At 55.0% G+C, this 25,487-nt stretch carries 22 protein-coding genes; 12 read left to right on the top strand and 10 right to left on the bottom strand.

Translation table 11 applies throughout. The features are described from left to right. Window position 1 precedes the first annotated feature (1 nt). Window positions 2-910, top strand: a complete 909-nt coding sequence (locus tag IAE27_RS08645) for a LysR family transcriptional regulator (protein WP_154022270.1) — start codon at window positions 2-4, stop codon at window positions 908-910. Continuing rightward, a complete protein-coding gene (locus IAE27_RS08650; RefSeq protein ID WP_070555191.1) occupies window positions 904-1,347 on the top strand; it encodes a FosA family fosfomycin resistance glutathione transferase in 444 nt (147 codons plus the stop codon). The genes IAE27_RS08645 and IAE27_RS08650 overlap by 7 nt, the downstream gene beginning before the upstream one ends. Window positions 1,348-1,386: 39 nt before the next feature. Here IAE27_RS08650 and IAE27_RS08655 read toward each other — a convergent pair whose 3' ends face one another. From IAE27_RS08655 to IAE27_RS08665, 3 genes are all read right to left on the bottom strand, one after another. Continuing rightward, window positions 1,387-2,730, bottom strand: coding sequence for an APC family permease (locus tag IAE27_RS08655; protein WP_154022269.1), 1,344 nt, complete (start codon window positions 2,728-2,730; stop codon window positions 1,387-1,389). Next, a complete protein-coding gene (locus tag IAE27_RS08660) occupies window positions 2,727-3,638 on the bottom strand; it encodes an acetamidase/formamidase family protein (RefSeq protein ID WP_064398555.1) in 912 nt (303 codons plus the stop codon). The genes IAE27_RS08655 and IAE27_RS08660 overlap by 4 nt, the downstream gene beginning before the upstream one ends. A gap of 465 nt (window positions 3,639-4,103) precedes the next feature. Then, window positions 4,104-5,528 (bottom strand): PLP-dependent aminotransferase family protein, encoded by a 1,425-nt coding sequence (locus IAE27_RS08665; protein WP_004110291.1) that lies wholly within the window; start codon window positions 5,526-5,528, stop codon window positions 4,104-4,106. 177 nt (window positions 5,529-5,705) lie between these two features. On the opposite strand from IAE27_RS08665, the gene IAE27_RS08670 reads away from it, so the two are divergent. The 4 genes from IAE27_RS08670 (at window position 5,706) to IAE27_RS08685 (ending at window position 8,942) form a co-directional block, all read left to right on the top strand. Next, on the top strand, window positions 5,706-5,870 hold the full coding sequence (locus tag IAE27_RS08670; protein ID WP_004098259.1) for a DUF1127 domain-containing protein: 165 nt from the start codon (window positions 5,706-5,708) through the stop codon (window positions 5,868-5,870). A gap of 479 nt (window positions 5,871-6,349) precedes the next feature. Next, complete coding sequence (locus IAE27_RS08675) at window positions 6,350-6,814, top strand: MarR family winged helix-turn-helix transcriptional regulator (RefSeq protein ID WP_004110293.1); 465 nt, start codon at window positions 6,350-6,352, stop codon at window positions 6,812-6,814. Window positions 6,815-6,820: 6 nt separating this feature from the next. Continuing rightward, complete coding sequence (locus IAE27_RS08680; RefSeq protein WP_004110295.1) at window positions 6,821-7,888, top strand: HlyD family secretion protein; 1,068 nt, start codon at window positions 6,821-6,823, stop codon at window positions 7,886-7,888. Further along, a complete protein-coding gene (locus tag IAE27_RS08685; RefSeq protein ID WP_004098265.1) occupies window positions 7,878-8,942 on the top strand; it encodes a DUF2955 domain-containing protein in 1,065 nt (354 codons plus the stop codon). Before IAE27_RS08680 ends, IAE27_RS08685 begins: the two co-directional genes overlap by 11 nt. Window positions 8,943-8,944: 2 nt before the next feature. Here IAE27_RS08685 and IAE27_RS08690 read toward each other — a convergent pair whose 3' ends face one another. Beyond that, the gene (locus tag IAE27_RS08690) at window positions 8,945-9,859 is read right to left on the bottom strand and encodes a LysR substrate-binding domain-containing protein (protein WP_004108616.1); all 915 of its coding nucleotides are present in this window, start codon (window positions 9,857-9,859) and stop codon (window positions 8,945-8,947) included. A 310-nt stretch (window positions 9,860-10,169) separates the two neighbouring features. On the opposite strand from IAE27_RS08690, the gene IAE27_RS08695 reads away from it, so the two are divergent. The 3 genes from IAE27_RS08695 to IAE27_RS08705 are packed head-to-tail and all read left to right on the top strand — an operon-like array spanning window position 10,170 to window position 12,437. Next, a complete protein-coding gene (locus IAE27_RS08695; protein ID WP_004108614.1) occupies window positions 10,170-10,853 on the top strand; it encodes a nucleoside recognition domain-containing protein in 684 nt (227 codons plus the stop codon). Further along, on the top strand, window positions 10,846-11,313 hold the full coding sequence (locus IAE27_RS08700) for a YjiG family protein (RefSeq protein WP_004108612.1): 468 nt from the start codon (window positions 10,846-10,848) through the stop codon (window positions 11,311-11,313). Before IAE27_RS08695 ends, IAE27_RS08700 begins: the two co-directional genes overlap by 8 nt. A gap of 20 nt (window positions 11,314-11,333) precedes the next feature. Further along, window positions 11,334-12,437 (top strand): M20 peptidase aminoacylase family protein, encoded by a 1,104-nt coding sequence (locus IAE27_RS08705; protein ID WP_004108610.1) that lies wholly within the window; start codon window positions 11,334-11,336, stop codon window positions 12,435-12,437. 110 nt (window positions 12,438-12,547) lie between these two features. Here the strand turns inward: IAE27_RS08705 and IAE27_RS08710 are convergent, their stop codons facing one another. The 4 genes from IAE27_RS08710 to IAE27_RS08725 all read right to left on the bottom strand — a co-directional run bounded on the left by IAE27_RS08710 (window position 12,548) and on the right by IAE27_RS08725 (window position 15,042). After that, window positions 12,548-12,796 (bottom strand): DUF3343 domain-containing protein, encoded by a 249-nt coding sequence (locus IAE27_RS08710; protein ID WP_064398551.1) that lies wholly within the window; start codon window positions 12,794-12,796, stop codon window positions 12,548-12,550. Next, window positions 12,793-13,560, bottom strand: coding sequence for a putative 2-hydroxyacyl-CoA dehydratase activator YjiL (gene yjiL / locus IAE27_RS08715; protein ID WP_004110300.1), 768 nt, complete (start codon window positions 13,558-13,560; stop codon window positions 12,793-12,795). The genes IAE27_RS08710 and yjiL overlap by 4 nt, the downstream gene beginning before the upstream one ends. 8 nt (window positions 13,561-13,568) lie before the next feature. Further along, window positions 13,569-14,720, bottom strand: coding sequence for a double-cubane-cluster-containing anaerobic reductase (locus IAE27_RS08720; protein ID WP_004108604.1), 1,152 nt, complete (start codon window positions 14,718-14,720; stop codon window positions 13,569-13,571). An 82-nt stretch (window positions 14,721-14,802) separates the two neighbouring features. Further along, a complete protein-coding gene (locus IAE27_RS08725; protein ID WP_004108602.1) occupies window positions 14,803-15,042 on the bottom strand; it encodes a DUF2164 domain-containing protein in 240 nt (79 codons plus the stop codon). A gap of 370 nt (window positions 15,043-15,412) precedes the next feature. Here IAE27_RS08725 and IAE27_RS08730 point away from each other — a divergent pair, with 370 nt between their 5' ends. Next, window positions 15,413-16,624, top strand: a complete 1,212-nt coding sequence (locus IAE27_RS08730; RefSeq protein WP_154022081.1) for a phosphoadenosine phosphosulfate reductase — start codon at window positions 15,413-15,415, stop codon at window positions 16,622-16,624. Then, window positions 16,624-17,250, top strand: coding sequence for an IbrB-like domain-containing protein (locus IAE27_RS08735; protein WP_004108598.1), 627 nt, complete (start codon window positions 16,624-16,626; stop codon window positions 17,248-17,250). The genes IAE27_RS08730 and IAE27_RS08735 overlap by 1 nt, the downstream gene beginning before the upstream one ends. 9 nt (window positions 17,251-17,259) lie before the next feature. On the opposite strand, the gene mdtM is transcribed toward IAE27_RS08735, so the two are convergent. After that, window positions 17,260-18,504: a multidrug efflux MFS transporter MdtM gene (mdtM, locus tag IAE27_RS08740; protein WP_004108596.1), complete on the bottom strand. Its 1,245-nt coding sequence runs from the start codon at window positions 18,502-18,504 to the stop codon at window positions 17,260-17,262. Window positions 18,505-18,718: 214 nt separating this feature from the next. Continuing rightward, window positions 18,719-20,008 carry a DUF445 domain-containing protein gene (locus tag IAE27_RS08745; protein ID WP_004108595.1) on the bottom strand — a complete coding sequence of 430 codons (1,290 nt, stop codon included), beginning with the start codon at window positions 20,006-20,008 and terminating at the stop codon, window positions 18,719-18,721. Window positions 20,009-20,263: 255 nt separating this feature from the next. Between IAE27_RS08745 and IAE27_RS08750 the strand changes: the two genes are divergently transcribed. Further along, complete coding sequence (locus IAE27_RS08750; RefSeq protein WP_070556385.1) at window positions 20,264-25,477, top strand: RecQ family ATP-dependent DNA helicase; 5,214 nt, start codon at window positions 20,264-20,266, stop codon at window positions 25,475-25,477. Window positions 25,478-25,487: the final 10 nt, after the last annotated feature.

The raw sequence follows: 25,487 nt of genomic DNA on the forward strand, positions 1-25,487 counted from the left end.
CATGGTTAATCTCCAGCGTCTGGATCTCAATCTGCTACGCACGCTTCACGTCCTGCTTAGCGAAAATAACGTCACCCGGGCGGCGCAGCGCCTCAACCTGTCGCAGCCGTCGGTTAGCGTCCAACTGGCGAGACTGCGGGAAATTTTCGCCGACCCGCTGCTGCTGCCGGGGCCGCGCGGAATGCAGCCCACCGCCCGCGCCGATGAGCTGCGCGGGCCGCTGCGCGATGCGCTGCTGGCGCTGGAGCTGGCGGTGGCGCCGGTTCAGCCTTTTGACCCGGCCACGGCGGCGCAGACCTGGCGGGTGGCGGCGACCGACTATATGGCGTCGGCGATTTTGCTGCCAGCGCTCAACGCGCTGCGCATCGCCTCTCCGGCCAGCCGTCTGGCGCTGTTTGAGCTGCAGCCCTCGCGGCTGGTTCAGCAGGCGGATCGCGACGAAGTGGATCTGTTTTTTCACACGCGCGATGGTGCACCGCCCGCGCTGCATCAGCGTTTGTTGTTCCACGAACGCTACGTGCTTGCCGGGCGGGCCGGGCACCCGGCGCTGCAGTCGGCGTTAACTCTGGCGCAGTTCTGCCAGCTGGAACAGGTGATTGTCTCGCCGGACGGCGGAGGATTCAGCGCCGCAACCGATAGCGCGCTGGCGAATCTCGGTCTGGCGCGGCGAGTTGTCCTTTCCGTGCCACATTTCCTGTTTATGCTGGAGACGCTGCGCAATAGCGAGCTGGTGGCGGTGCTGCCGGAGCGGCTGGTGCGCGGAGCAGAGGGGCTGACGGTGGTCGAACCGCCGCTGGCGGTCGCCGGGTTTGAGATGTTGATGCTGTGGCACGAGCGCTGGCACCGCGATCCGGCGCACCGGTGGCTGCGCCAGCAAATCGTAACGTCATTAGAGGATAAACCATGTTAAGCGGATTAAATCACCTGACCCTGGCGGTCAGCCAGTTGGTACCGAGCGTGGCGTTTTATCAGCAGCTGCCGGGGATGACGCTGCACGCCCGCTGGGATAACGGCGCGTATTTTTCCTGCGGCGACCTCTGGCTGTGCCTGTCGCTGGACCCGCAGCGGCGCGTTACCCCGCCGGAGGAGAGCGACTACACCCACTACGCGTTCAGCATTGCGGAAGAGGATTTCGCGCTTTTTGTCGGGCGGCTGAATGCGGCTGGCGTGCCGGTTTGGAAAACCAACAAAAGCGAAGGCGCGTCGCACTATTTTCTCGACCCGGACGGCCACAAGCTGGAGCTGCATGTTGGCAACCTCGCCCAGCGCCTGGCGGCGTGCCGGGCGAAGCCCTATAAAGGTATGGTGTTTTTTGGCAAGGACGAACAGGCGGCCGGGAACCCGTAGCCCGGCTAAGCGCAGCGCGAGCCGGGGAGATAAATCGCGCTAGCCTTCCAGCTTCAGTTCCACATTGCGCTTGAGCACCAGGCGCATCAGCAGGTAATAGACCACGCCAACCGCCAGCCAGCTCAGCCCAAGCACCTTGGCCTGCACGTCCATCTCATAAATCACAAAGCCGATAATGCACAGGCCAATCACCGGGAACAGCAGGTGCATCAACAGATTGCGTGACTTATTGCGGATCAGATAGTGGTTGATGACCGCAATATGCAGCACCAGGAAGCCCATCAGCGCGCCGAAGTTCACCAGACGGCTGAGGTTATCAATATCACCATAGAACCAGAGGCCGGAAGCTAGCGAAATCAGCGCCACAAACAGGGTGCTAACGTAAGGCGTTTTCAGCCGCGGGTGCACTTTTGCCAGCAGCTGCGGCAGCTGCTTGTCGCGCGCCATCGCAAACAGAATGCGCGACACGGCGGCCTGCGCCACCAGGGCGTTGGCAATCCCCCAGGAGATCACCGTCGACCACATGGTGACATACTTCAGCCAGCCGCCGCCCGCCAGATTCGCGGTATCGTAGAAGGCGGTATCGAGGCTGCTAAACGTCATGCCCTGCGCCAGATCGGCGGCAATCCACGTCTGCAGGATAAACAGCGAACCGACCAGCATCAGCGCGCCCAGCGACGCCTTACCCACGGTATCTACGCCGCCTTTCGTTTCCTCCGACAGCGTGGAGATCCCGTCGAAGCCGAGGAAAGAGAGCACGGCGATGGAGACCGCGCCCATCACCAGCGGCAGGCTGAACTTATCGGCGTTATAGAGCGGGTCGAGGGTCAGATGGCCCGCCCCGGCGCCGGAGTAGAGCGCAATCAGCCCGAGAACGATGAACACCGATAGCACCACGATCTCCGCGATCAGAATCGTGTTATTGGCGCGCGCGGTAAAGGTAATGCCGCGCAGGTTAATCAGGCTGTTAATCGCAATAAAGCCGACAATCCACAGCCAGCCCGGCACGCCAGGCAGCATAGGCGCCAGCGCCGCCGCGCTGACGATGTAGAGCAGCGAGGGCACCAGAATATAGTCCAGCAGGATTAGCCAGCCGGCAAAAAAGCCGACAATGGGGTGAATGCCGCGCTGGGCATACGCGTATACCGATCCGGAGACCGGGAACGCGCGCGACATCGACCAGTAGCTCATGGCGGTAAAGAACATCGCCACCATGCCGATGAGATAGGCCAGCGCCACCATGCCCTGCGCGCCGTCCCAGACGTAGCCAAAGACGCCAAACGGCGCGATGGGTACCATAAATATCATGCCGTAGACCAGCAGATCGCGGAAGGTCAGCGCCCGATGCAGCTCCTGCTTATAGCCAAATTGTTCAACGCTCATGCCTGCTCCCCTTCGATGCTCAGGGAGAGCTGCTGCGCCACCGATTTGGGTAACGCATAGCGGCAGGTTTTCAGCGGGTCGACTACCTGACAGATTTGCAGGTCGCCGGCGATGCTCAGAATACTGATCGCTTCAGCCAGCGTCAGGGAGGTATTGTCGGCGATAAAATGCGCCATATTACGGGTGGCCAGGGCGGCGGCATCATCAAGCGTCTGTGCCGAAGCGAGGGTAAACAGGGTCTCGCTGTTTTCGAGCATCGGCAGCGGCAGGCGGCGGTTTTTAACCACCGTCAGTTCGACCAGCACTTCGCCGGGGATTTCCAGACCGCAAACCGAAACTTCACCATCGCCCATCGCGGCGTGTAAATCGCCCAGCCCGAACAGCGCGCCGGGAACGTTGACCGGCAGCCACAGGGTGCTGCCGGCGGTAATCATTTTGCAGTCCATATTGCCGCCGTGGCTATCCGGCGTGCCGCAGGAGATGGCTTCCCCGGCAGGCGCGACGCCGATCACGCCGACCATCGGGTTGAGCGGGACGCGCACGTTGCCGGGCAGCACGGCATGGTCGTTTTCAATCGGGACGATAGTGACCTTCGGGGCATCAAGCTCATCGCCAATCACTCCGAGCTGCGGCGCGGTGACCATCACCGCCTGATTGCTCGTCAGGGTAATGCGCTTGATGGTGACCTTGAGCGCATCGCCCGGCTCGGCGCCCTCGACGTAGACCGGCCCGGTCGCCGGGTTGATACGCTGCCAGTCCAGTTCGTTGAACACGGCATCGGCGGAGGTGATTTGGTCGGAGAAGCAGTCGCAGGTTTCAAACAGCACTTCGCTTCCGCTGCTGACGGTAGCGACAGGTGCGTTATCGCGCGACATGGCGTAGACCACCTGGTCTTTGGTTATTTTCATGACATTCATCCCGGTTATATTGTTGCGTTTTTTATATTTAGAGTTTCCCGCAGGGGGAAGGAGTGAATTTATCGGGATTATTACAGGAAGGCAATCAGGTCAGGTTTTCCAAAAATAAATGATATATATTTGCTGATGAATCATGCGGTTAAATATTTTATTCTAATATTTTTATATGCTGGTTATTAAGTTGTTTGGCTGTTCAATGTTTTATTACTGGTTGTCATTTTTTCATTATTTACTGATATTAATCGTTTATATAGCAGATTACTCTGCGAAAATTTACGTGCTGGTCATTTAGCGCAATATGCCGGGGGAGCATTGATGATAATACCAAGGGATTTGGGCTCTCAAAGAGGGAAAACCGGAGGCGGTGCTGGCGCACCCGAGCGGGCTACAGGCCCGCAGGCGGCGGTGAACCTGTAGCCCGGTCATACGCAGCGCCACCGGGACCACCCTATAACCTCACTCCGGCGCCCACTCCATCGCCACCTTCACCGCCATGCCCAGCTGCACCATCACCTCTTTATGTTTATCTATCGGCGGCAGAGCGCAGTTGATCCTTAAGCAGTTGCGGTATTTCCCGGATGCGGAAAACAGCGATCCCGGCGCGACCTGGATTTTCAGCCGGCACAGCTGCTTCGCGACGCAGACCATGTCCACCTGCTCCGGCAGCTCGACCCACAGCATAAAGCCGCCTTTCGGGCGGGTAACGCAGATCCCGCAGGGGAAAAACTCCCGCAGCCAGCAGGTGTAGATCTCCATATTGCGCTGGTAGATCTGCCGCATTCTTCGCACGTGGCGGTGATAGTGGCCTTCGCGAATAAAGTTACAGGCCGCCAGTTGGGTGGAGGGAACGTTGGTGCCGCTGGCGGCATATTTCATCTGCAGCAGGCGATCGTAATAACGGCCGGGGGCAATCCAGCCGATGCGCAGGCCGGGAGCGATGGTTTTGGTAAACGAACTGCAGAGCATCACCCGGCCGTCGATATCCCAGGAATGGATCGTGCGCGGGCGCGGGTATTCGGTCGCCAGTTCGCCGTAGATATCATCCTCAAAGATAACGATATCGTGGCGCTGGGCGAGGCACAGCGCCGCCCGCTTGCGGGCATCCGGCATGATAAATCCCAGCGGATTATTGCAGTTGGGGACCAGGATCACCCCTTTGATCGGCCATTGATCGAGCGCCAGCTCTAACGCCTCGATGCTGATCCCGGTTTCCGGATCGGTGGGGATCTCGATGGTTTTTAGCCCTAATCCGCGCAGCATCTGCATGGTGCCGTAGTAGCAAGGGGATTCGACGGCGACGATATCGCCAGGCTGACACACCGACAGCAGCGCCAGCGACAGCGCGCTGTGGCAGCCGCTGGTAAGTACCAGATCGTTGGCGGTGACCACCGATCCGCCGTCGAGCATCAGGCGGGCGATCTGTTCGCGCAGCTCGCGACGCCCGGCCAGCTCGTCGTAGTTCAGCACTTCGCTAAGGTTGTGCTGAATGGCCCGGCTCAGCTCGCGCCAGATAGGCTTCAGGCTTGGCTGGGTGACGTCCGGCGAGCCGCCGCCGAAGGGGATAATCGATTTATCGTGGCGGGCGTCGAGCATGGTCAGCACCTGATCCCACTGAGTGATCTCTACCGGGCGCTGGACCGGCCGCGACATCGGCGGCACCGGCGGCTGAGCTTTACGCGGGGCTACAAAATAGCCGGAACGCGGCTGCGGTACGATCAGCTGCTGCTGTTCCAGCGTCTGGTAGGCTTGCTGAACGGTGCTGATGCTGACGCCGTGCTCCTGGCTCAGGCTGCGCACCGACGGCAGCTTTTCGCCGGGGCGATACAGCCCCTGTTCGATGCGTTCTGCCAGCAGGCTGGCCAGATGTTGATAGCGGGTCATGCTGTATCCTTGATCGTCGCCATACAGATCAATAAACCAGTACAGATTGGCGGTAAAAGTGAGGTCTGTTGTACGTTTTAGCGAATCTGTATGTTAAAGAAAAGTATTTTGTGAATCTGTATTGTTTGGCCGCGGATCCGTGAAGATAAAGCCTCTGGCAAGGTGAGGAGGTAGAGGATGGAATTTCACGAAAATCGGGCAAGACAGCCGTTTATCGGCTTCGTATTTCTGGCGCGGATAATCAAAAAATGGTGGCTTCGCGAACAAACGCGCAGAACATTGCAGCGTATGAGCGACGAACAGCTAAAAGATGTCGGGCTGCGCCGGGATCAGATCAATTAAAAAGTGCGATTTGTTACCCGGCATTTTCCCGGAGGCGGCGCTTGACGCGCCTGTCCGGGCGAGCAGACCGCGCAGAGCTGTAGCCCCGGGAGCGTGAGTTCGGACGGTGGATTTCCCCGGAGGCGGCGCTTGACGCGCCTGTCCGGGCTACCAGACCGCGCGGAGCTGTAGCCCCGGGAGCGTGAGTGCGGACGGTGGATTTCCCCGGAGGCGGTGCTTGACGCGCCTGTCCGGGCGACCAGACCGTGCAGAGCTGTAGCCCCGGGAGCATGAGTGCGGACGGTGGGTTTCCCGTAGGCGGCGCTTGACGCGCCTTGTCCGGGCTACCAGACCGCGCAGAGCTGTGGCCCCGGTAAGCGTGAGCGCGACCGGGGATGATACATTCACATAATTTATCAATTCATGCTTATCCACTCTTCGTTTCTTGATACTTATCGTGATAAGTATTATTTTCTTCACAGCTAAGTGAGGAAAGTAAAATGACCGAAGACGACCTGTTTGCCCGCCGCCCGATGGGCATGCGCATGGCGATGGTGGTGCGCCAGTGGCGCGCGATTATTGATTCTGCCATTACCGACACCGGCCTGACCCAGTCAAGCTGGACGGTGCTGATGCAGCTGCACCAGTTGGGTGATAACGTCTCGGTCAGCGAGCTGGCGGAGGTGCAGGGCATAGAACTGCCGCCGCTGATGCGCACCCTCACGCAGCTGGAAAAGCAGGGCTATCTGCTGCGTTCAACATCGCCTTATGACAAACGCATACGCCTGCTGACGCTGACGGCGGAAGGCCGCGCTATTCTGGAGAAGCTGAACCGCGTGATTGAGGCCTATCAACAGCGCGTCACCGAAACCCTCCCTGAAGCGCAGCTCGCCGCCTTTAGCGCCACGTTAAATCAAATCGCCTGCAATCTGCGGACTATCCGCGAAGAAGATAACAAGATCTAAAACACTATGATGACCCCTGAACAGAAATTTGCCCGCTGGGTAAGGGTGAGTATTGCCGCCTTCCTGGTCATATTCGCCTGGTTTATCGTTGCCGATATCTGGATCCCGCTCACGCCGGATTCCACCGTGATGCGCGTGGTCACGCCGGTCTCGTCGCGCGTCTCCGGCTATGTCTCCCATGTCTATGTGCATAACAACAGCCAGGTGAAGAAGGGCGATCTGCTCTATGAACTGGATCCAACGCCGTTTATCAATAAAGTGGAAGCGGCGCAGATCGCGCTTGAACAGGCGAAACTCAGTAACCAGCAGCTGGACGCGCAGATCGCCTCTGCCCGCGCCAACCTGCGTACCGCCCAGTACACCGCGCGTAACGATAAGGTCACGTTCGATCGCTATCAGCGCCTGAGCACCATGCAGAACGTTTCCCAGTCGGATCTGGATAAAGTGCGCACCACCTGGCAGACCAGCGAACAGTCGGTGAGCGCGCTTAATGCCAGTATCCAGAATCTGCTGATCCAGCGCGGCGAGCGCGATGATGGGCGCAACGTGACGCTGCAAAAGTATCGCAATGCGCTGGAAGAAGCGCAGCTTAATCTCGGCTGGACGAAGGTCCGCGCGGAGACTGACGGGATGGTGAGCAACCTGCAGCTTAACCCAGGTCTGTACGCCACTGCGGCCACGCCGCTGCTGGCGCTGGTGAGCAACCAGACCGATATCGTCGCCGATTTCCGCGAGAAGAGCCTGCGCCACACCGGCGTGAATACCGATGCCGCGGTGGTGTTCGATGCGCTGCCGGGCAAAGTCTTCCCGGCGCACGTCACCAGCAGCGATGCCGGTATTCTGGCTGGACAAGAAGAAGTTAACGGCCAGCTATCGCAGCCGGAGCAATCCACCCGCTGGGTGCGCGACGCGCAGCGCATGCGCATTCACGTCGCTCTGGACGAGCCGCTGGATAAGCCGCTGCCCACCGGCGCCCGCGCCACGGTACAGCTCTATAACAGCGATGGCCCGTTCGCCCGTACCTTCGCCGGCGCGCAGATCCATCTGGTGAGCTTCCTGCACTATGTCTATTAATACCCTGGCGCGGGTCTTCACCCCGCACGGCAACATCGTCTACACGGCGAACGATTTTCGCCAGACCTTGCGTATCGCCGTGGCCGGCACTATCGCGCTGAGCATTTCAACTTTTTATGACGTGCAGTACGGCGTCTTCTTTGTGGTTTATCCGCTGATGCTGCTGTCGCTGGTGCCGGTGTTTAACCGCCACGTGGCGCGGCAGTTTGTGTTCAGTGCGGCGGTGAACTGCGTCGAAATGGTGTTAATCGTCGGCTATTTGTCGCAGTGGCCGGTCATCATGACGCTGGTGGTGTTTGGCCTGTACGTGATGCGCTTTCGCTTTATGAGCCAGGGGCCGCTGTTTCTGCTGGGGTCGATGGGCGTGGTGTGTCAAAGCACGATGCTCAACTTTATGAGCTATCCCACCAGCAACTGGCACACGCTGATGTTCTCCAATATGGAGGCCTGCGTGATGGCGGTGGCGCTCAGCGCGCTGCTGAACTACTTCATTCCGGACGTTGAACCGCGCAAGCCGCCGCCGCGCATTGAAAAAGATGCCGCGCGTATCCGCCATGAATCACTGCTTTCCGGCAGCGTGGCGACGATGATCTTTGTGATTTTTCAGGTCTGCGATCTGAGCGACTCGCTGTCGGCGCTAATGGCGGGCATCTTAATTCTGTTCCCGATGCACTATCGCGGCGCGGTGATCAGCTCGATCTGGCGCGTGGTGGGGGTGGTGCTGGCCTGCCTTTATATCCTGGTGGTGCAGCTGATTATCTACGACTTCAGCAACCATATGGTGCTGATGATGCCGTTGATTGGGCTGGGGCTGGCGTTTAGCGCCCGGCTGCACGTGATGGAGAAAGTGGGGGCAGGCGTTGGCTTCGCCAGCATCACCACTATCGGCATCATGTTCGGCCAGAACCTGCATCCGGACCAGGACCTGGTGTTCAGCGATCTGTACCGCATTACCTCCGTGACCGTGGCGCTGATCGTTACGCTGACCATGGTCTTTCTTATGCATCGGCTGCTGAACTGCTTTGCGCCAACCCGGTTCGTGGTGACCGAATAAGCTCAGGCCGCCAGCGCCCGCTGCGCATCGCGAAAAGCGTTATGCAACAGCCGCCACATATGATGCGCCGCCGGGGAAAAGCGGCGATCGGAGTTGCGTAGCAGATGGCACTGGGCGCTGCTGGCAATAGGATGGTCGATAGGAACCGCCCGCAGAATACCGTGGGCGATCGCCTCCCGGGCGGCGTATGCGGTCATAAAAGAGACGCCTAATCCCGCCTGGCTCAGGCTCATAGCGGTCGAAAAGAGGTTGCAGCGATAGGCCGGGTGAAACTGCCGTCCTGCAGTTTTAAACATGGCGTTCATATGGCGCTGCAGGCCAAAGCTGTCGGTGAGCGCGATCAGGCGATAGTGCGTGAGCTCATCGATAGTGACGGCGGGCAGGGCAGCGATGGGATGCTCAGGAGAGACCACCGCGCAGATGGGGCCCCACTGAAAGCTGTGGCGTTTAAGCTCAGGGTTGCCGATGGGGCCGAAGGCGACCGCCATATCCGCTTCGCCGCTGGCGATATCGTTGAGCATCTCCTGCATGCTGCCGACAATAATATCCACGAACACGTTAGGCCAGGACTGAGAAAAGGTGCTCATCACTGATTCAATAAAGGTGGTGACCAGCCCGCCGCCAATCCTCACCGAGATAGTCCCGCCGCGCATATGGCGTAAATCCTTCAGGTGACTTTCCAGCTTTTCCCGGCGCTGACGGCTTTCGTAGTAGTCCTCCGCCAGCAGACGCCCTGCTTCGGTGAGCACCACGTTTCGTCCCTGCCGCTCCAGCAGAGGTAGCTCCAGCGCCCGTTCCAGCTGCGCTATCTGGCGGCTGATGACTGACGGATTAATCCCCAGCATATCGGCGGCCCGGCGAATGCCTCCCTGAATCCCGACTTCATACAGATAGCTCATAGGCCTCTCATGCAACATCGTTTCTCACTCCTTTGTTGACCTCAGGTCAACAATAACACCCTTTCACAGGTATTTATCATCCCGACGAGTTATAGATAATCGTAATTCGGACAAAAACTGGCAGGGAGGAAAAATCTCAGCGCTTATTCCCGGCTTGCTATTAAGTTTGCAAGGCTCAGGAAGTCGAAGAATAAGAAATCGTGATGGTACTGACTGAGGGAATATGGAAAAGTTTATCAGCCGAAATAATAAATTTGAATAACAATAAATTGACATAATTTCAAATTGCAAACAATCGCACTAACATTTCATTATGTGAGGACAGGGTATGAGTGAAAATAAAACGTTGGAATGTTCCTCCGACGAAACGACAAATGAGTGGAAAGTCGGGCCCGGGGCCTGGATTTCACTGGTCATCGTATTATTAGTTTTCTCCGGGCTGCTGTTTAAAGTGGAGGGGATGGCCTGGCTGGGGGCATTTGACTTTACCACTCTCGGCGGTGCGTTCGGCACCATGAAAACGCCGGAAACCAACACCTTTATCGGCAGCGGCGGCATCAGCGCCAAGGCCGGTTTTCTGTTTGCGCTATCGCTGGTGCCCACGGTGATGCTGGCGCTGGGGCTGCTGGAGATATTTACCCATTACGGCGCGATTCGCGCCGCGCACAAACTGCTGACGCCGCTGCTGCGCCCGCTGCTCGGGATCCCGGGTTATACCGGACTGGCGCTGATTACCGATTTACAGAGTACCGATGCTGGTGCTGCGCTAACCAAAGAGCTGTATGACAGCAAGAAAATAAATCGTAAGGATCTGGTCATTATGGGGGCCTGGCAATATTCCGGCGCCGGTCTGATAAATAACTATTTCTCGATTGGTTCAGCGCTTTTCGCTTCGTTAACCATTCCTATCATTATTCCGCTGCTATTAATGTTTGTGCTGAAATTCGTCGGCGCGGCAATCACCCGTCTGGTACTGAATACTGCTTATAAAGGCGATTTTGAAAATGAATAATTCGGCAAAAGTCTCCAGTAACCCGTTCGATATTTTCGTTATCGGCGCGCGTAAAGGATTTAATATCGCCATCAACAATCTGATGCCGAATGTATTAATGGCTTACGTGATCGCCGAGATGCTGAATTTGCTCGGCGTGATGCAGATAATCGGCCACGTCTGCGCGCCGCTGATGGGCCTGTTCGGCCTGCCGGGCGAAGCGATTACCGTGCTGCTGACCTCCTGGCTTTCCGCCTCGGCGGGAACCGGCGTGGCGGTGAGCCTGTTGAGCAAAGGCACCCTCAACGTGGCGGATATCACGATTCTGATCCCGGCGATTTTCCTTATGGGGTCGCAGCTTCAGTACATGGGGCGCCTGCTCGGCGTGGCGGATGTCCCGAAAAAATATTGGCCGCTGCTGATGGCGGTGAGCATTATCAATGCCGTCATCGCCATGCTGGTCATGCGCGTGATTGCATAATAGAAGGCAAGGAGTCAAACGTGTCGCGAACTTTAGAGCATTTCAATTATCTGCACCAAATTCCTGAACTGGGCTTTGAGGAGTACAAAACGTCGGCATACATCGGCGATGCATTAGAAGCCGCGGGGTTTCAGGTGCAGCGCAACGTCGGCGGTACCACCGGCATTGTTGCGCTGCTGGATAGCGGTAAGCCGGGGCCGGTCGTGGCGCTGCGGGCGGATATGGATGCGCTGGGCCATATGATTGATGGCCGCCTGGAGGCTCGCCATACCTGTGGCCATGACGGGCACTCTTCGGTGGTGTTGACCGCCGCGGAAGAGATCCTCGCCGAGGGGCTGGTAAAACGCGGGAAGCTGAAAATACTCTTTCAGCCTGCCGAAGAGCTGGGTACAGGGGCGATCGCGCTGACGGAAGCGGGTGTGCTGGACGACGTGGAGATGCTGTTCGGCTTCCACCTCAGGCCGCTGGAGGAGTGTCCGAAGGGCAAGGCGGCGCCGGCGATGTACTACTCCGCCTCGGCGACGGTGATGGCCGACTTTCACGGCAAAGCCGCGCATGCCGCCCGGCCTCATCTGGGCGTTAACGCGCTGGATGCCGCGTCGCACGCGGTGCAGGCGGTAAACGGCATTCATCTGGCGCCTTCGCTGACCTGGAGCGCAAAAGCGACTCGCTTCCTGTGCGATGCGGGGGTAACCAACTCGGTGCCGGCGAAAGCGCACGTGTGCTGGGATCTGCGTAGCGCGGAAAATGACGGTATGGCGATGCTGAAAGAGCGGGTGGTACGGGCGATAGAGAGTAGCGCGGCCGCTTACGGCGCCACCGTCGATATCCAGATCGTCAAGGAGATGCCTGCCGCGATTATCGATGAACAGGCCACGGCTATCGTCAGCCAGGCGATTCGGGAAACGTTTGGCGAAGCCGGCTTAACGGCAGCGAAGAGTACGCCGGGCAGCGAGGACTTTTTCCACTACCTGCGCCTGCGTCCACAGGTGAAGGGCGGGTTCTGGGGGCTGGGCTGCGACCTGCTGCCGGGGCTGCATCATCCGGAGATGCACTTCGATCGCGCCGCGCTGGCGGATGGCGTGCGGGTGTTTAAATCCTGCATTCGCCAGCTGCTGGGATGAGAGGATAAATCCCGACCTTGCGCTCGTTTCACGCCGGGCAGTACCCGGCATACAAACGGTGATTGCGCTCGCTGTACGCCGCCGGGCGATGATTCACGCCCTGGTTACGCCTACTGCGGAAACTGAGCCAGCAGCTGATAATCATCCCCGGCCACGCGAAACAGAGCTTCCGTCTGGCCGGGGAGAATCCACCTCTGCTCTTCGCCCGGCTCACAGCTCAGATAGATGCAAAGCCCGCAGCCGCCGCGCAGCTGGCGCGGAATGTCCTTCACCCGGAAGGTCATGCCCGCCGCCTGCAGGGCTTTGCGCATTCGCACCACCCCCACCGTTGAGTGAAATAAAAACAGATATTCCGTCACCGGCGGCTCCTCTGACGTAAACCGATCAGCGCCGCGCCGATCGCCCCGGCAAACTGTGCGTCGGGATGCGTCTGTACCTCCATACCCACGTGCCCCTCCAGCCTCCGCGCGAAGGCCGCACAGTGGCTGACGCCGCCGGTAAACAGCAGCGGGCCCTGCGCCGACAGACGGCCGATAAAATTGGCGCTGCGTCGGGCCATGGCGTTGATCACCCCGGCGAGGATCGCCTCCGGCGGCACCCCGGCCGAACGCAGGCTAATGACCTCCGATTCGGCAAATACCGTACACATGCTGGTAATCGCATGGGGCTCAATACCATCGGTGATGCTGTCGAGCTGCTCGACGCTGGCCCCCAGCGTACGCGAAATCACCTCCAGAAAGCGCCCGGTGCCCGCCGCGCATTTATCATTCATCAGGAAATCAGTCAGATTACCCGCCTCGTCCAGCTGGATAACCTTACTGTCCTGGCCGCCGATATCGATGACTGTGCGAGTCTGCGGGGCCAGCAGGCGTGCGCCGAGTCCGTGGCACGAGATCTCGGTGACCTGCTTATCGGCGAAATCCACCAGCTGGCGTCCGTAGCCGGTTAAGGTTAAAAAGGGGGGCTCGCTTAGCCCAGCGCGGAGCGTTTCCCACGCCTCAACGATGGCGTCGGCGGGGCGAAACGGCGTCGGGCAGAGAAAGCGGCGCTGAATCACGCCGTCGTCGAGCAGGATGCCTTTGGTGGCGGTCGATCCGGAATCAATCCCTACGGTAACTGTCACGCGCGCTCCTAAAGCATCTCAATGAAGGCCGCCACGCGGGTGCTGAGCTGACCGATATCCGCCGTCGAATAGTCGGTCTCAATGGCGATGTAGGGGATGTTGTGCTGCTGGCGCACGTGGCGTTTTATCGCCAGCGATTCCACCGCATAGGTATGGCAGGCCTGCAAAATAACATCCACCACGCCGTCTGCCTGATACTCGTCCACCATCTGGCTGAGCAGATCCAGGCGCTGGTCGTTCGGCGAGATGCAGGAGCAGCCGATAGCGAGATACTTATCGGTCAGGGCGTCGTAAACGTCGCCAGTCTCCTCCACGCAGCGCTCGGTGGCTTTCGCGCCGGTGCAGTTTTCAAAACCGACCACCCAGCCGCCGTTGTCTTCAATGGCCTTCACCACTTTTTCCGCCGCCCCGCCGATCGGGCAGCCGGTGATCAGAATACGCGGCCGCGCCTCCAGCCGTTTCCCCTCTTGCCACTGCAGACGCACCCGATCGGCCATGCCGTTGAGTTCATCGATTAGCGCCGCTTTATCGAAGCGAAAGGTCGCACCGTAGACCACTTTTAAAATATCGCTACCGCTGAGCGCGGGCGGATTGAGCTGGCCGACGCGATAAAAGTTCGCCAGCGCCCGCCTTTCGCGGTTCTTGAGGATAATCGCGTCGCGCAGGGCGGCTTCGGTGATCGGCGTACCAAAGCGATCTTCCACCGCCTTTTGCAGGCGCAGGATTTCCGCTTTCCACAGCGCTCGCGAGGCATCATCGCTGGCGCTGTTCGGCAGCTGCATCACGTGCACGGCTTTGAATTCAGCCATGTATTCATACATTTTCTTTTTGCCATCGCAGGTGGTTTCGCCCACCACGAGGTCGGAAAAGTAGAAGTAGGGGCATTTGTCGGTCTTGCCAAAACCGTAGCTGCTTTTTATCAGCGGGCAGAGGTTGCGCGGCAGATCCTTTTCGGCCTCTTCAATCGTCTCGTCGGAGGTGGAACACAGCGACACCACCACCGCGCCCGCGGCCAACGGGATCTCCTGCGGCATAAAGGTGCAGTAGGTGCCAACCAGCGGAATATTTTGCTCTTTAAGCTCCATGACCGTGAGGAAACCCTGCTGGCGGGCTGAAGAGAAGTGGTCAAAAATGGCGGGTAGATCGGTGATAAGCGACATGGTTTTCCTTCCCCGTACACGGGAGATGATGAAAGAGGTCGCATTATAGCCACATTTTGTATGGGTATTTATTGATCTTCCGCTAATAGACTTTTTTCAGATCCATCTCTTCCTGAATTCGATCGCTCCATGCAAGGTGGGTGGCGATGGCCGCATCAATCCCGGCGTTATAAAACATTGGACCCAGCTCTTTCGCGATAAAGTCGACAAAAAATTCCGCGTCAAATTGCTCCAGTTCCAGTTCAAAATTCTCCTGGCAGTATTTATACAGCTTTTCGCGTAGCAGATCGCGTTGCGGCGGGCTGAGATCTATATCGCTCATAGCGTTCCTTAATCAATATTGTTACGGTTAAACAGGGCTGCTGATTATATCCGATCGCGGGGAGTCAGTTGTGATATGGCGTGATGTTTTTGGCCACAACGAAGGAGGTTGATTAAATCGCTCAGGAGCTAATTGTGACTGAGATCACAGTATTCTCGTTAAAATGAAGACAATAAGAGCGATTCTCATAACTTCATGAATTTAAATGAGATAACATGTTTTTCATGGTGTGAATAATTTAGTCGCGCTCGCCTTTTTTCAGCATGCGGTATCTGGATGAATAATCTATAGACCTGTTTTCAGGTTATCTGGCTTACGGATTTTTTCTATAAGTACATTCTGACGGCGATTCATTTATCAGGGGTGAAGGATGAAACGCGTAAAACTGGATATGAATGTTTTTGACGCTGCTCTGATGCGCCTGGATTGGGTATTTGATACCTTCGAGCAGGTCTGTTTATCTTTTTCCGGCGGTAAAGATTCGACGGTATTATTTCATCTGGCGGCAGCCGTTGCGCGTAAAAAAGGGAAAAAATTTGCGGTGCTGTTCGTGGACTGGGAGGCGCAGTATTTATTAACCATCCAGCACGTGCAAAATATGAAAGAGCGCTATCAGGATGTGGTGAGCCGCTTCTATTGGGTGGCGCTGCCGATGACGACGGTGAGCGGCGTATCGCAGCATGAGCCGGAATGGGTCGCCTGGCGGGCCGGGGTTGAATGGGTGAGGCAGCCGCCCGAGGATGCCATCACCGATGCCGGTTTTTTTCCTTTTTATCAGCCGGAAATGACCTTTGAAGCGTTTATTCCGGCCTTTTCCCACTGGCTGGCCGGGGGTAGAAGTCTTGCTTCGCTTATCGGCATCCGCACCGACGAGTCGCTGCATCGCTACATGGCGCTTACCTCGCAGACCAAACTGCGCTTTGAGGAAGATAAGCCGTGGACGACCGCCTCGCCGGAGGGATTTAGCTATACCTGCTATCCCCTTTATGACTGGCGGACCCGCGACATCTGGATCTTTAATCATAAGTCACGACTCCCCTACAACCCGCTTTATGACCTGATGTATCGCGCCGGGGTGCCGCTAAAAAATATGCGCGTCTGCGAACCCTTCGGCCCCGAGCAGCGGCGCGGGCTGTGGCTGTATCACATTCTTGAGCCGGAGACCTGGGAGCGGATGTGCCGACGCGTATGCGGCGCGCACAGCGGTGCGATTTATGCCAACGCCAGCGGCGACTACTTTGCGCTGAAGACCAAAATCCGCAAACCGGCGCATTTTAGCTGGCGCGAGTACGCGCTCTTTCTGCTCGACAGCATGCCGGAAAAAACCGCCGAGCATTACCGTAATAAAATCGCTATTTATCTGCACTGGTACCAGACCCGCGGGTTTCCCGACGATATCCCCGATGAGCAGGAAAAAGATCTCGGCTATCGCGATATCCCTTCATGGCGCCGCATCTGTAAGACGCTGCTGAAAAACGATTTCTGGTGCCGGATGCTGTCGTTCAGCCCGACGCAGCCTAAGCACTATGAGCGCTACTGTCGACTGATGAGTAACAAACGTAAAGAGTGGAGGACGCTCTGATGTCACCGGATGTGGCTAAGACAGTGATTGAATATCTCGAGTCGTTTGACGATGTTGACCTGAAAATCAAAGCGATTAACGAGCTGAAGAGCCTGATCCACCAGCACAGCCCGTTCTGCCGCGAGCCGGTGGACTGCGTGCTGTGGGTTGAAGCCAAAACGGTTGAGGCGAATGACTACAATCCTAACGTGATGGCGACGGTGGAAAAAAAGCTTCTGGAACGATCTATCGAACTGGATGGTTTTACCCAACCGGTAGTGGTGGCTCGCCAGCAGCGACGGCACCTGGTGGTGGATGGTTTTCATCGCCACCTGATTGGGAAGAGCCGCCCGGAGCTGAGCCGGCGTCTGCATGGTTATCTCCCGGTGACGCTTATCAATGCCGAGCGCGAGGGGCAGAAAGAGCGTATCGCCGCCACTATTCGCCATAATCGCGCCAGGGGTAAACACCAGATCGCGGCGATGTCCGATATCGTCCGCGATTTACATCGTCAGGGCTGGGACGATCGGCGCATCGGCGAAGAGCTCGGTATGGATGCTGATGAGGTGCTGCGTCTGAAACAGATCAGCGGCCTGACGGAGCTGTTCGCCGACGAGAGCTTTAGCGAAGCCTGGACCGTGGAGTAGCGCCTTTCGCTACTCCTGCTGTGCCAGCATGGCTTCGGGACGCTGGCGTATCCGGCTTAACAGCCCCGCCAGACAGCACGCGGCCGCGATCCCTGCCGTTACCCCCAGCAGATGGAACGGCAGCCTGCCGCCGTTAAACCACAGCCAGCGCGCCGCTTCGATAGAAAGTGCGCTGACGCTGAGGATCACGATATTCAGCGACGCGGAAACGGTGCCCTTTGGCAGATCGTTGGAAAACAGGGTAAAGCGGAACAGCGTCGGGAAGATCAGGCCAATGCCGAAAGCGTAAAAGCAGGTGCCGATCACCGACCACAGCCAGACGTGCGGCCACAGCAGGTTGCCGAGGATCAGGATCGCCAGCCCGGTCATCTGGATGGGCACCGCGCGCCAGATAAAGCGCGGGCGGGTAGGGTCTTTGACCCAGCGCGCTACCGACAGGTTGGCAATAATCACTGCGCTGAAGACCGGTACCTGGGTCCAGGCAAACTCGGCGGTGGTCAGTCCGCCGTCGTCAATCAGGATAACCGGCGAGACCGCAACCCAGCTCATCAGCGGTATATAGCTGAGCGAGAGCGTGGCGGCGCCGAACAGGAAAATGCGGTTGCGGAAGACATCGCGAAAATCGCGCAGTACGCCGCTGGCGCTGAAGGGAACGTCGCCGCGCCGGACGGTTTCCGGCATGTTCAGCAGCAGACCCAGCCAGGCAATAAACCCCATCGCCGCAATGATCCCGAACAGCACCTTCCAGTGCACGAAATGCATCAACGCGGCGCCGGAAAGCGGACCAATGATCGGCGCGATCAGCACGATCGAGGTAATAATCGCCATCAGCTTAATGGCTTTTGTCTGGCCAAATGCCTCCTGCACGGTGACGTAGCCGACCGTGGCGATAAAGCAGATGCTGGTGCCCTGAACAAAGCGCGCCGCGAGGAACTGCTCCATTGAGGTGGTGAACAGGGTCGCTACGCAGGCCAGGGTAAAGATCAGCGCGCCGGTGAGCAGCACCGGACGGCGGCCGATACGATCGGAGAGCGGCCCGAGCAGCCACTGTAGCGCCATGCCACCGGCCATATACAGACTGACCGAGGCGGGAGCCAGCGCCACGTCGGCGTCAAAATCGCGCACAACGTGGATAATCCCCGGTTGAATAAGGTCGGTGGTCAGATAGGCGGCAAAGTCATACAGGATCAGCGCCGCCGGGAAGAACAGCGTGGCGGAATGGCGGGCGAAAAAACGGGTCATCCATTGCAACATCGGTGGGCTCCTTGTTGAGTCTCTACGCAACGACGATCGGAAAGGGGCGAATCTATCCTGAGCTTGCGTGTTAAAACAGCGGTACGCGCTTAGCCGGTGCCCGCTGTTTCAGCACTTCACACTGCAATAAATTTAGGGTCAACTTAAAAATCCCTGTTTTTTTAGTGGTTAATATGTATTTATGGAAGAAATACTTTTAAAACAGAAAGTTGAATTAAATATGTAAATGCAGCAGCGACGGAATTTGTGAAAACAGCCACAGCAGCAGACCGATGGTGCCGCCAACCAGCGTGCCGTTAATACGGATAAACTGCAGATCCTTCCCGATATTCAGTTCGATTTGCCGCGACATATCGCGGGAATCCCAGCTTTTGACCGTATCGCTGATATGGCGCGTCAGGAAGGTGGCAAACTCCGGTGCCACCCGGTGCGCCGCCTGTTCGAGATGTTCGTTCAGCGATTCGCGCAGCGCCTCATCGTGGAGCAGCGTTTCGCCAAACCACTGCCCGGCTTCGGCAATGCGCTGTTTAATGCGTGAATCCTCGCTATTGACGTCGTTTTTGACCCAACCGCGCAGGTCGGCCCACACTTCGCCCAGATAGCGGTTAAACGTCTCATCGTTTTTCAGATACGCTTTGATACTGTCCGCTTTTTCCGCCATCTGCGGATCGGACTTCAGGTTATCGATCAGCTTAAGCGCCGCGCGATCGAAGGCCTGACGGATCTGATGAGCGCGATCCTGACTGACTTCGTCGAGCAGCGTGTTAACCGCATCGGTAACCATTTCAGCGCTGTGCTCGCCCAGCCATTCGGTAGGCAGTAGCCTGGCTTTAAGCGGATGCTCGGTCTCCAGCCAGTGCACGATACCGCGGGCAATAAACGCCCGCGAGCTGTCGCGCTGGAGCAGGGCGATCAGCTGGCTAATTAGCGAATCCAGCAGCTTCTGATGGCGGTTATCGCGCGTCAATCCTTCCAGCATCATGGCGCTGGTTTGGGTTAAATCGACCTTATCAATCGCTTTATGCACCGCCCGACGCAGCAGGCGCTGAATGCGCGCGTCGTCGGTAAGCTCCAGAAAGCCGCTCATCACCTGCAGCAGATGCTGGCCGACCCGACGCGCGTTTTCCGGCTGGCTGAACCAGTTGCCGAGCATCAGCGCCGGTTCGTAGCGGCGGATCAGCGCGACCAGCGAGGGCGTGTCGAGAAATTTTTCTTGCACGAAATAGCCGAGATTGTCGGCAATTCGGTCTTTATTACGCGGGATAATTGCCGTATGTCGCGACACGAACGGCAGCGGAATGCGGCGAAACAGCGCAACCACCGCGAACCAGTCCGCCAGCGCGCCCACCATCGCCGCTTCGGAAATAGCCTTTAGCGCACCGACCCATGGCGTCGGCGGCAGCACGAGGGTAGTGATAAAAATGGCGACTGCAATCAACAGCAGCGAGAGCGCCAGCAGCTTGGCACGTTTCAGTTCAGCGAGTTTTTCCATAGGTCTAAGCATATAGCCTGACGGCGAACTCGTGCAAAAACTGATTGAGCGGGAGGGGTGGGACTTTATTTGCCTGAGACTTATTTCCCGTGGCGCTTAGCTAGCTAAGAGTGGGCATCGTGAGCACCATTGATGATATGAAATGACGGTATAGCAATTTAACCGTCTGGATTTCACCAGAAATTAGTGATTCAATAGGAAATTAAATACGTTTTATATTTCAATGTGTATCAAAATCATTCCTGAAATTTCCTGGTGCTATATTTGATGAAAACGGATAAACATTCTGTTGATTTTAATAAAATTCTGTCTTTCGATTTAGAGCTTACGCGTGATGAAAAGTTAAGGCATATGGGGGCCGTGCTGGCGGAACGCACGTTGAGTTTGAAGATAAATCAGGATGAAGCGATTCATCAATTGGATGAAATGGCAGGCGATGCAGATTTAATCCTCGGTCATAACATACTGGATCATGATTTACCCTGGATTGCCAAACAACGCGTACGTGCTCAAATATTATTAGATAAACCAATCATTGATACCCTTTATTTATCACCGCTAGCTTTTCCCGCAAATCCATACCATCGGCTGATTAAAGACTATAAACTGGTAAGAGATAGCATTAACGATCCAGTGAATGACGCTAAATTATCGCTTCAGGTATTCACCGAGCAAATATGTGCGCTGCAAGAAAAGCCGCTGGCTCAGTTGCAGCTATATCAGTATCTTTTTGAGCACGGCGTTGCCAGCCATTTCAGTACACGTGGGATGGCCAGCATTTTTTCCGCACTGACGGGTCAGGCGTCCATATCCGCCGTAGTTTTACCTACGCTAGTTAAATCGGTTGCTCAGAATAAAGCATGCCCTAACCAGCTTAATCGGGTTATTGGCGATGCTCTTAAACAGCCTTTGCGCTTACTACCATTGGCTTTTGCCTGTGCCTGGCTCCCCGTATCGGGAGGGAATTCTGTTTTACCGCCCTGGATATGGCGCCGTTTTCCCGTCACCGCTGATATCATCCGCGAATTGCGTGAGCAAAAATGCCAGTCTGAAACTTGCCGCTACTGCTGTGAAAACCATGATGCTCGTCGGCATTTACAGAAAATTTTCGAGCTGAACGATTTTCGTAAACTTCCTGATGGCTCGCCGTTACAGCGCAATATCGTTGAGTACGGATTAGCTAGTCGTTCACTGCTTGGGATATTACCGACTAGCGGAGGGAAGTCTTTATGTTATCAACTTCCTGCGATTGTCAGGAATCTGCGAAATGGTTCTTTAACCATTGTTATTTCGCCTTTACAAGCGCTGATGAAAGATCAAGTGGATAATTTACGTCATAAGGCAGGTATTAAAGGCGTTGAGGCTATTTCAGGGATGCTAACTTTACCTGAGCGCGGCGCTATTCTTGAGCAGGTCCGTAAGGGGGATATTGCGATTCTTTACCTCTCTCCTGAGCAATTACGTAACCGCGCGGTAAAACAAGCTATCAAGCAACGTCAGATTAGTGGATGGGTTTTTGATGAGGCTCACTGTTTATCAAAGTGGGGCCATGATTTTCGTCCTGACTATCTGTATTGTGGCAAGGTTATTGAATCTTTGGCGCAGGAGCAGTCTGTGCAGATTCCTCCGGTATTTTGCTATACCGCAACGGCGAAGTTGGATGTGATTAATGATATTTGTCGGTATTTTGACAAAAAATTATCGCACCCATTAGCTCGTTTTTCAGGGGGAGTAGAAAGAATTAATCTTCACTATGAAATCATTGCAAGTAATGGCTTGAGCAAAATTAGTCAGATTTTGAATTTGCTCGATAAATTTTTTTCTAATGATGATGAAGGTGCATGCATTATCTATTGCGCGACCCGCCGTTCGGTAGATGAAATCAGCGATGTGTTGACCCAACAGCAACCTTTACCGGTTGCTCGTTTTTATGCCCGGCTTGAAAATAGTGAAAAGAAAGAAATCCTTGAAGGGTTTATTGCTAACCGTTATCGAGTTATTTGTGCTACTAATGCCTTTGGCATGGGAATAGACAAAGAAAATGTACGTTTAGTAATACATGCGGAGATCCCCGGTTCTCTGGAAAATTATCTCCAGGAGGCAGGGCGTGCTGGGCGGGATACGCTGGACGCGCATTGTGTGCTATTATTTGATGAGCAGGATATTGAAAAACAGTTTCGCCTTCAGGCTATTAGTGAAGTAAGCTTTAAAGATATTTATGCAATATTTAAGGGAATCAAAAAGAAAGTTAATGAAAATAATGAAGTCGTTGCCACAAGTATTGAGCTAATTAATCATCCTATGGTTAAAACCAGTTTCTCTATCGATGATAACAATGCGGATACTAAAGTTAAAACGGGGATAGCGTGGCTGGAACGTGTTGGTTATGTGGAGCGACTTGATAATATAACTCAGGTTTTTCAGGGAAAAGTGGCCTTTTCTTCTCTGGAAGAAGCGCAAAGTAAGATGGCAGCGCTGCACTTGAATCCTGCGGCGATGGTTCTCTGGAATGCTGTTTTACAGGCGCTATTAAATGCTAATGACGATGACGGACTTAGTGCCGACAGCATTGCTGATGAGGTTGCCCAATTTCTTCCGCATAAAGAAAATAATACGTCAGGAATTGAAGCAAAAGATGTTATGCGCGTATTGACACAGATGGCTGATGTTGGCCTGGTCACCAGGGGAATGCTGCTGACCGTACGTATGCGCCCCAAAGGGAAAGATAATGCGAGGATCACAACTGAGTTAATTCACAATATTGAAATCGCCATGTTAGGGCTGCTGCGCGAAGCTCATCCTGATATTGAACTGGGGATGCCATGGCCTCTCCAGATTGCGGTTATGAATCAAGAGATTATTCAGCAAGGCTATGATAGAAGTAATACCACGTTACTACAAAATATATTATTTAGCTGGTCTCAGGATGCTCGAGCAAACGGTCATAAAGGGCTTATTGATTTTCGTTATGGTACAAGGAACAGCTACCAGATTATTATGTATCGTGACTGGGCATATATCGAAAGAGCCATTTTACAACGTCATCGTGTGACAAGCTCCGTACTGAATTTTATTTATCAATTGGCATTGGATAGTGATGAAAGCAGTATCAAAAAAGTGATGCTTTCTTTCTCACTGGAACAGGTTATCGATTATTTAAGAAAAGATGTTGATATTATTCCAATGATCCAACAGAGACAGGGGGGGGATGAGCAGCAGTGGCTGATGGCTGGTGCAGAACGTGCTCTACTTTATCTTCATGAACAACATGCCATTGTGCTGCAAAATGGGCTGGCTGTTTTCCGGACAGCGATGAGCTTGAAATTGCAGGCTGAAAAATCGCAACGGTATGTCAAAGCTGATTATGAACCACTGGCTCTCCATTATCAGCAAAAGACGCTTCAGATCCATGTGATGAATGAATACGCCAGGCTTGGTCTTGAAAAACCTAACTATGCCCAACGGCTCGTACAGGATTACTTTGCTATGGATGCCGAGTCATTTGTTCCACTTTATTTTAAAGGGCGGCGAAAAATTCTCGATCTGGCCACCAGCGAAAGCTCATGGAAACGCATTGTTGAAAATTTGCACAATCCCGATCAGGAGCAAATTGTGCAGGCGAACCTTGAACAAAATACGTTAGTTCTTGCCGGACCAGGCTCAGGGAAAAGTAAAGTTATTATCCATCGATGCGCCTATCTTTTACGCGTGAAGCAGGTCGACCCGCGTAAAATCCTGTTGCTCTGCTATAACCGTAACGCAGCGATTTCCTTAAGACGCAGATTGAAGTCGTTGCTTGGTAAAGATGGTGCCAGCATAATGGTACAAACCTTCCACGGATTAGCATTGAGCCTTACGGGATACCAGATTGAGCGGAAAGATAATGACGAAATCGATTTTGATAACCTGCTCTGGAAAGCAATAGCTTTACTCAAAGGCGATGAAACGCAGCTCGGGTTAGAAGTTGAAGAACAACGTGAATACCTCCTCGGCGGGCTTGAGTATTTACTAGTGGATGAATATCAGGATATTGATGAGCCACAGTATCAGCTGATTGCCGCGCTGGCAGGTAAAAATGAAAGTGAAGATGATGCTCGTCTTAATCTCATGGCGGTGGGTGATGACGATCAATCTATTTATGGTTTCCGTGATGCCAGCGTGCGATTTATTCGTTTGTTTGAAAGCGATTACTCCGCCCGTACTCATTTTTTAACGTGGAATTACCGCTCTACGGCCAATATTATTGCATGTTCAAATTATCTTATCAGTCATAATCAGGGGAGAATGAAATGCGAGCATCCGATCGTAATCGATCGCGCTCGCCAGATGCTTCCGCCAGGTGGAGAGTGGAGCGCACTTGAACCTTCGGAAGGCAAAGTTGTTATCCAGCATTGTACCGGCGCGGCTCAGCAGGCGGCAGAGGTCGTGCGCCAAATTCAGTATATTCAACGGCTGCAGCCGGAATGCCCTCTTGAGAAAATTGCGGTTATTGCACGCAATGGGCTCGACAAAAAGGAGCTTATTTGGGTCCGTTCAGCCCTTGCGGATGCAGGTATTCCTTGCCGCTTTGCGCTGGAGAAAGATTATGGTTTCCCCATTCGCCACTGTCGGGAGATCGCCAATTATCTGCTATGGCTACGAGAAAGAGCGCTCGAGTCGCTGACGCCAGCAGAGCTGTGTCAGCAACTACCGGGGCGAGACCAGGCGAACCGTTGGCACGATATTATTTATGAATTAATTGAGCAATGGGAGCTAAGCCAGGGAGGCGAGCCATTACCTGCCGCTTATTTTGAACATTTCATACTGGAATATTTACATGCCCAGCACAGCCAGGTTCGCTTTGGCCTGGGGGTTTTGCTGAGCACCGTACATGGCGTAAAAGGTGAAGAGTTTGAGCATGTCATTATATTAGATGGAGGTTGGCGTAGTTCGCACTCTCTGCAACCTGAAAATAACGAAGAAGAACGAAGGCTCTTTTATGTTGGCATGACGCGAGCGATATCCCGACTTGTTATTATGCATGATGATCGTGCGCCAAATCCCTATATCGAACAGTTAGATCCAGCGGTCATCAGCCATACTGCTGCACAAGCCGTTGCGCCTGGGATCTTACGTCGTTTCTCGATCATCGGATTGCGCCAGCTCTATATCAGTTTTGCAGGTGGACATCCGGCTGGTCATCCCATTCATTCGTTACTTACCGATATGCAGGTTGGGGATAGCGTCCAACTGGTCTCTGTCGGGAATACCATCAAGGTGAATGCTAATCAATCGGCAATTGCGCAGCTTTCAAGTGCCGGAAAGAGCCAGTGGCAATTTTCTCTTTCCGGGATCCGCAAAATTGAAGTGCTTGCCATGCTACAGCGCAGCAAAACACTAACAGCAGAGGATTATCAAGTTGCGGTGAAAGTGGACAATTGGTATGTACCGATATTATTGGTTGAAACCCGTGAAGAAGCCGCTTATGACAATATTACTTGAAGCAGAATAC

Origin of the sequence: Klebsiella sp. S69 (genome assembly GCF_016516145.1) — a bacterium.
Taxonomy (GTDB): domain Bacteria; phylum Pseudomonadota; class Gammaproteobacteria; order Enterobacterales; family Enterobacteriaceae; genus Klebsiella; species Klebsiella oxytoca.

Excerpts from the sequence above, each read along its gene's own strand:
- IAE27_RS08645 (WP_154022270.1), top strand. The coding sequence starts at position 2 with ATGGTTAATCTCCAGCGTCTGGATCTCAATCTGCTACGCACGCTTCAC.
- IAE27_RS08650 (WP_070555191.1), top strand. The coding sequence starts at position 904 with ATGTTAAGCGGATTAAATCACCTGACCCTGGCGGTCAGCCAGTTGGTA.
- IAE27_RS08655 (WP_154022269.1), bottom strand. The coding sequence starts at position 2,730 with ATGAGCGTTGAACAATTTGGCTATAAGCAGGAGCTGCATCGGGCGCTG.
- IAE27_RS08660 (WP_064398555.1), bottom strand. The coding sequence starts at position 3,638 with ATGAAAATAACCAAAGACCAGGTGGTCTACGCCATGTCGCGCGATAAC.
- IAE27_RS08665 (WP_004110291.1), bottom strand. The coding sequence starts at position 5,528 with ATGACCCGCTATCAACATCTGGCCAGCCTGCTGGCAGAACGCATCGAA.
- IAE27_RS08670 (WP_004098259.1), top strand. The coding sequence starts at position 5,706 with ATGGAATTTCACGAAAATCGGGCAAGACAGCCGTTTATCGGCTTCGTA.
- IAE27_RS08675 (WP_004110293.1), top strand. The coding sequence starts at position 6,350 with ATGACCGAAGACGACCTGTTTGCCCGCCGCCCGATGGGCATGCGCATG.
- IAE27_RS08680 (WP_004110295.1), top strand. The coding sequence starts at position 6,821 with ATGATGACCCCTGAACAGAAATTTGCCCGCTGGGTAAGGGTGAGTATT.
- IAE27_RS08685 (WP_004098265.1), top strand. The coding sequence starts at position 7,878 with ATGTCTATTAATACCCTGGCGCGGGTCTTCACCCCGCACGGCAACATC.
- IAE27_RS08690 (WP_004108616.1), bottom strand. The coding sequence starts at position 9,859 with ATGTTGCATGAGAGGCCTATGAGCTATCTGTATGAAGTCGGGATTCAG.
- IAE27_RS08695 (WP_004108614.1), top strand. The coding sequence starts at position 10,170 with ATGAGTGAAAATAAAACGTTGGAATGTTCCTCCGACGAAACGACAAAT.
- IAE27_RS08700 (WP_004108612.1), top strand. The coding sequence starts at position 10,846 with ATGAATAATTCGGCAAAAGTCTCCAGTAACCCGTTCGATATTTTCGTT.
- IAE27_RS08720 (WP_004108604.1), bottom strand. The coding sequence starts at position 14,720 with ATGTCGCTTATCACCGATCTACCCGCCATTTTTGACCACTTCTCTTCA.
- IAE27_RS08725 (WP_004108602.1), bottom strand. The coding sequence starts at position 15,042 with ATGAGCGATATAGATCTCAGCCCGCCGCAACGCGATCTGCTACGCGAA.
- IAE27_RS08730 (WP_154022081.1), top strand. The coding sequence starts at position 15,413 with ATGAAACGCGTAAAACTGGATATGAATGTTTTTGACGCTGCTCTGATG.
- IAE27_RS08735 (WP_004108598.1), top strand. The coding sequence starts at position 16,624 with ATGTCACCGGATGTGGCTAAGACAGTGATTGAATATCTCGAGTCGTTT.
- mdtM (WP_004108596.1), bottom strand. The coding sequence starts at position 18,504 with ATGTTGCAATGGATGACCCGTTTTTTCGCCCGCCATTCCGCCACGCTG.
- IAE27_RS08745 (WP_004108595.1), bottom strand. The coding sequence starts at position 20,008 with ATGCTTAGACCTATGGAAAAACTCGCTGAACTGAAACGTGCCAAGCTG.
- IAE27_RS08750 (WP_070556385.1), top strand. The coding sequence starts at position 20,264 with ATGAAAACGGATAAACATTCTGTTGATTTTAATAAAATTCTGTCTTTC.